Source organism: Amycolatopsis rhizosphaerae (assembly GCF_007713715.1).
GTDB lineage: Bacteria > Actinomycetota > Actinomycetes > Mycobacteriales > Pseudonocardiaceae > Amycolatopsis_E > Amycolatopsis_E rhizosphaerae.
This window is the reverse complement of the sequence record NZ_VJWX01000553.1, coordinates 1-4,595: the sequence shown is the minus strand read 5'-3', so window position 1 is coordinate 4,595 and position 4,595 is coordinate 1. Positions and strand designations below refer to the sequence as shown.

Below are 4,595 nucleotides of genomic sequence, written 5' to 3'. Positions count from 1 at the left end.
GGGCTGGAGTAGGCATCGGCGAACGCGTCCCGGATCCCGGCCGGGACGCCGCGGCCGCGCGTGCCGCTGGCGAGGAACCAGTCGATGTACTCCGCCTCGTGGCCCTGCAGCACCGTTTCGGCCAGCCCCGGCACCGCGTGGAACCCGAACCACCACGGCGGGCCCGCGGCCAGGAACTCCTCGGCGCCCGGCAGGGTGCCCAGGAGCGACTCCATCAGCACGAGCCGGGTTACACGCTCCGGACGGCGCAAGGCGAAGAGGAAGGCCGGGGGTGTGCCGGCGTCGATGCCGACGACCGCCGCCGTGGTCTCGCCGAGCGCGTCGAGAAGGCCCTCGGCGTCGGCCGCCAGGGTCGCGGCGTCGTAGCCGTCCCCGGCGCGGTGGCTGGCGCCGAAGCCCCGGAGGTCGGGGGCGATGACGCGGTGGTGGCGGGCGAGCGCGGGGATCACCCGTCGCCACAGCTGCCAGGTGTGGGGGAACCCGTGCAGCAGCAGGACGGCGGGCCCTTCCCCGGCGAGTGCGACGGAGAGCTCGACGCCGTTCGCGGTGATCCGGCGCAGGTCGATGCCCGGTTCGGGTACGAGGGTTCTCATGGACGTTATTTCTCCTGGTCAAAGCTGTTACGATTGGTGACTACAAGAACATAAGTAACTCACTTCGTGCGGGCAAGACCGCACTTTGACGACAGGTGGTGAGCTCGAGGTGACCTCCTCCCGGGGCAGCAGGGGTGATCTGTTCGCTCCCGGATGCCCGACCCGCAGGCTGCTGGACCGCATCGGCACCAAATGGACCTCCATGGCGGTCAAGCTGCTCGCCGAAGCGGCGCCGGAGGAGGTGCGGTTCGCCGAACTGCAGCGGCGGATGGCGGGCGTGTCGCAGAAGATGCTGTCGGTGACCCTGCGGAACCTGGTCCACGACGGCCTCGCCGAACGCCGGGTCGAGCCGGCGGTGCCGCCTCGCGTGCACTACCGCCTCACCGAACTCGGCCTGTCGCTGGAGGGGCCGCTCGCGGCGGTCCGGGAATGGGCCGAGGCGCATATGGCGGAGATCGACCGCGCCAACGCGCGGGCGGAAAAGGAACAGCGCACCGGATAGCCGGACGAAGTTCGACAACCGCTAGGTTGTGCAACCAAGTGGTTGTGGATAGGGTCGGGGCATGGCAGTCCTGGAAGACGAGCTGACCCTGGTGTTCTCGGCGCTGGCCGACCCCACCCGGCGCGCCATCGTCGAGCGCCTGGCCCGGGGCGAGGCCACGGTCGGTGAACTCGCGGAACCGTTCGCGATGACCCAGCAGGCGATCTCCAAACACCTCAAGGTGCTCGAACGCGCCCGCCTCGTCTCCCGGACCAGGAGCGGGCAGTCCCGGCCGTGCGTGCTGGAAACGGCCCGCCTCGAAGAGGCGGCAGGCTGGATCGATCGCCACCGGCAGGTGTGGGCCGGCCGCCACGATCGCCTCGAGGCACATCTGGCCGCGCTGCGCGCGGACGATCCCGACGAAGGGAAGGCGAAATGACCGAGACCGGGGAATTCACCTACCGGCGGGTGCACCGCGCCACGCCCGAGTTGCTCTTCGACTGCATGACCACACCGGAGCACCTCGCCCGTTTCTGGGGCCCGGCCGGGACCACGACACCGGCCGGGAACATCGTGGTCGAACTGCGGCCCGGCGGGGCGTTCGAGACCACGATGGTCAACGACGCCGACGGCAGCACGTACACGATGCGCGCGATCTACGTCGAAATCCGCCGTCCGGAGCGTCTGGTGTGGATCGAGCCGGAGGTCGAGGGCGGCATGAAGACCACGATCACCTTCGTCGACCTCCACGACGGCCGTACCGAAGTCGTCACGCACCAGACCAACGTTCCCGCCGCATACGCCAGTGCCGAGGCGAGGGCCGGGCTCAGCACCAGTTTCGACCGGTTCGACGCCTACCTGGCCACGCTCGTCCCGCCGGAACGGGAAGGAGCCTGACATGCCCGTGATCGCTTCCGCCGACGGCACCACGATCGCCTACGAGCGCCACGGCCAAGGCCCCGCTCTCGTGCTCGTCGACGGTGCCCTGTGCTGTCGCGGCGCGGGCCCGCTGGGGCCGCTGGCCGCGCTGCTGAGCGAGCAGTTCACGGTCCACACCTACGACCGCCGAGGCCGGGGGGAAAGCGGCGACACCCCGCCCTACGCCGTCGCCCGCGAAATCGAGGACCTGACCGCCGTGATCGGCGAGGCAGGCGGGAACGCTTACGTCTACGGCATTTCCTCGGGTGCGGCGCTCGCGCTTGCCGCCGCCGCGAGCGGCTCCGGCATCATCGGGCTCGCGCTGTACGAGCCGCCCTTTCTGGCCGAGGTCGAAGACGTTCACGGAGCGGCGGACTACCGCCGCCGGCTGCGCGAACTGCTGGCCGCCGGGCGCGGTGGGGACGCCGTCGCCCTGTTCATGGCGCAGGTCGGGATGCCAGCCCCGCACATCGAGGGGATGCGCGCCCAGCCGGGCTGGGCCGCGCTGGAGGCCATCGCGCCGACCCTCGCCTACGACGACGAGATCCTCGGCAACGGACACCTGCCCCGCGACCTCGCGGCTGCGGTGGCCGTGCCCACGCTGGTCCTCGCCGGGGGCGCCAGTCCCGCCCGTGTGCGGGGCGCGGCGAAGGCGGCCGCGGAGGCGATTCCGGCCGCCCGTCACCGCGTTCTGGAGGGCCAGACGCACGACGTCGCCGCCGACGCGCTCGCCCCGGTGCTCGCCGAATTCTTCTCGTGACGCCGAAAGCGGGTCCGCGCGCCCCGACCGCGCGCGGACCCGCTTCGTGCCGTCAACGGCCCGGGACCTCGCCGAGGCCGTTCACCACTGTGCTGGTCATCGAGGACCAGCCGGTCACGGTGCCTTGGGGCACCCCGTTGCTGCTTTCGAGTGCCAGGCCCCGTTCCCCGATGAACGCACCCGTCGCCGGGTCGATGATCAGGTCCCACCGGACCTTGCCGTCGGAGATGCCGTAGGCGACGCCCTGCTTCCCGTCCAGATTGGCGACCCTGTCGGTGATCTCCAGGCCGGGCAGGTAGCCGAGCGCCCGGTACAGCGCCGAACGCAGATCGGCGGGAACCAATCCGGTGTGGAGGGCGTCGGCCGCGTAGACCAGGATCTCGCTGTCTCCGAGGCTGTTGTGCGGGGCGTCCGCCCGCAGCCTCCGGTAGAGCTCCTGCGGGTCCCTGGGCAGCGAAGCGAGCCAGGACGGCGTCGGCGACTGCCAGTTGCCCGGCCGTGGGCAGAGCGGCTGCCGGTGCTCCGTGTCGGCGTAGAAGTCGCCGCAGGCTGCCTTCCGCACCCCGTCCGTCCACGCCGGCTTGTCGCTCACCGCCCCCGCCGCGCGGGCTTCGGCTTCCGTGCCCACCAGCCACTGCCGGTTGCCGGTGGTGGTCCGCCGCTCCATCCACTCCCGGGACTGGTCGGCGGGCACCCAGGTCTCCCGCACCTCTTCCTGGAGGTAGACGAAGTCGCGCCCGTTCGCGGTGGTCGCCGTGGTCACCCCCCAGGTGTGTGTGACGAGGTAGCGATACTGACCGGGGCCGACCGCCGGATCACTGGAACCCACATGGTCGGCGGCGGAGCCGAGGGAGGCCGCGGAGGCGTTGGGCGTGAGCCCCGGGCCACCACCGCCGGTCGCCTGCCAGACGAGCACACCCGCTGCCATCGCCACCACCGCGGCCGCCGCGGCGAAGATGCCGCGGCGGGGGCGGCGCCGCCGCAGCGCGGCCGGGGCCTCCTCGGGCGCCGCCCCGGCCTCGGCCATCAGCCGTTCCCGGGCCGCGGCCAGGGCATCGCCGGACGCGTCCGCGTGCAGCGCGTTCAGCGCGAGGTCGAGCTGCGCCTCCGACCACACCTCGTGCACGTTGTTCCTGTCAGTCATGGCTTTCCTCCTTGCTCGGCGCGGTGGGGGCGGTGGCCCGCAGCCGGGTGCGCACGCGGTGCAGCCGCGACCGCACCGTGCCCACCGGGATGCCGAGGGTCTCGGCGATTCCGGCGCTGTCCATCTCCGCCCACGAAGACAGCAGCAGCACGTCACGGTCCCCTTCGGACAGTTCCGCGAGTGCCGCGGCGAGACGGCCCGCGAGCACCGCGGCGTCCACCCGGTCGGCGACGCGCCCGTCGTGCCCCGGATGCGGCTGGGGCAGTTGCCCGGCGGCCCGGGCCGTCGCCCGCAACGCGCGGACCTCGTCCCGCACATGCCGCCGGAGCAGATTGGTCGCGATCCCGTACAGCCAGGACCGCACCGCGCCCTGCGCCGGGTCGTAGGACCGCCTCTGCCGCAGTGCGATCAGGAAGGTCTCGCTCACCTGGTCGTCGGCCGTCTCCGCGCCCACTCGCCGGGCCAGGTAGCGATGCAGGGGCCGGGCGTATCTGTCGAACAGCCGCCCGAACTCCGCCGCCGGATCGGCACCGGCCAGTCGCGGCCGGTCCTCGTCGGGTGGTCCTTCACCCTCGTCCACGCGTTCGGTCATCATCCTCACGTCAGGTGTTGTCCGCTGACGGCCGGGACGTTCACGGCTGGTGAGGATCGCCGTCGGCGCTACGGGAGAGTGTGGCTTCGCCCGGGACGGCTTTCGGT

The 4,595-nt window shown here is 72.0% G+C and carries 7 protein-coding genes; 4 read left to right on the top strand and 3 right to left on the bottom strand.

Translation table 11 applies throughout. The features are described from left to right. A partial coding sequence (locus FNH05_RS32920) for an alpha/beta fold hydrolase (protein WP_144592747.1) occupies positions 1-593 on the bottom strand: 593 nt, incomplete at its 3' end. 109 nt (positions 594-702) lie between these two features. Between FNH05_RS32920 and FNH05_RS32915 the strand changes: the two genes are divergently transcribed. The 4 genes from FNH05_RS32915 (at position 703) to FNH05_RS32900 (ending at position 2,752) form a co-directional block, all read left to right on the top strand. Beyond that, complete coding sequence (locus FNH05_RS32915; protein ID WP_144592746.1) at positions 703-1,095, top strand: winged helix-turn-helix transcriptional regulator; 393 nt, start codon at positions 703-705, stop codon at positions 1,093-1,095. A 61-nt stretch (positions 1,096-1,156) separates the two neighbouring features. Then, positions 1,157-1,513 (top strand): ArsR/SmtB family transcription factor, encoded by a 357-nt coding sequence (locus FNH05_RS32910; protein ID WP_144592745.1) that lies wholly within the window; start codon positions 1,157-1,159, stop codon positions 1,511-1,513. Then, complete coding sequence (locus FNH05_RS32905; protein ID WP_144592744.1) at positions 1,510-1,971, top strand: SRPBCC family protein; 462 nt, start codon at positions 1,510-1,512, stop codon at positions 1,969-1,971. The genes FNH05_RS32910 and FNH05_RS32905 overlap by 4 nt, the downstream gene beginning before the upstream one ends. Before the next feature lies 1 nt (position 1,972). After that, positions 1,973-2,752 (top strand): alpha/beta fold hydrolase, encoded by a 780-nt coding sequence (locus FNH05_RS32900; protein ID WP_144592743.1) that lies wholly within the window; start codon positions 1,973-1,975, stop codon positions 2,750-2,752. Between the two features lie 52 nt (positions 2,753-2,804). On the opposite strand, the gene FNH05_RS32895 is transcribed toward FNH05_RS32900, so the two are convergent. Continuing rightward, positions 2,805-3,896 carry a CU044_5270 family protein gene (locus FNH05_RS32895; protein WP_144592741.1) on the bottom strand — a complete coding sequence of 364 codons (1,092 nt, stop codon included), beginning with the start codon at positions 3,894-3,896 and terminating at the stop codon, positions 2,805-2,807. Beyond that, positions 3,889-4,488 (bottom strand): RNA polymerase sigma factor, encoded by a 600-nt coding sequence (locus FNH05_RS32890; protein ID WP_246128087.1) that lies wholly within the window; start codon positions 4,486-4,488, stop codon positions 3,889-3,891. The genes FNH05_RS32895 and FNH05_RS32890 overlap by 8 nt, the downstream gene beginning before the upstream one ends. Between the last annotated feature and the right edge of the window lie 107 nt (positions 4,489-4,595).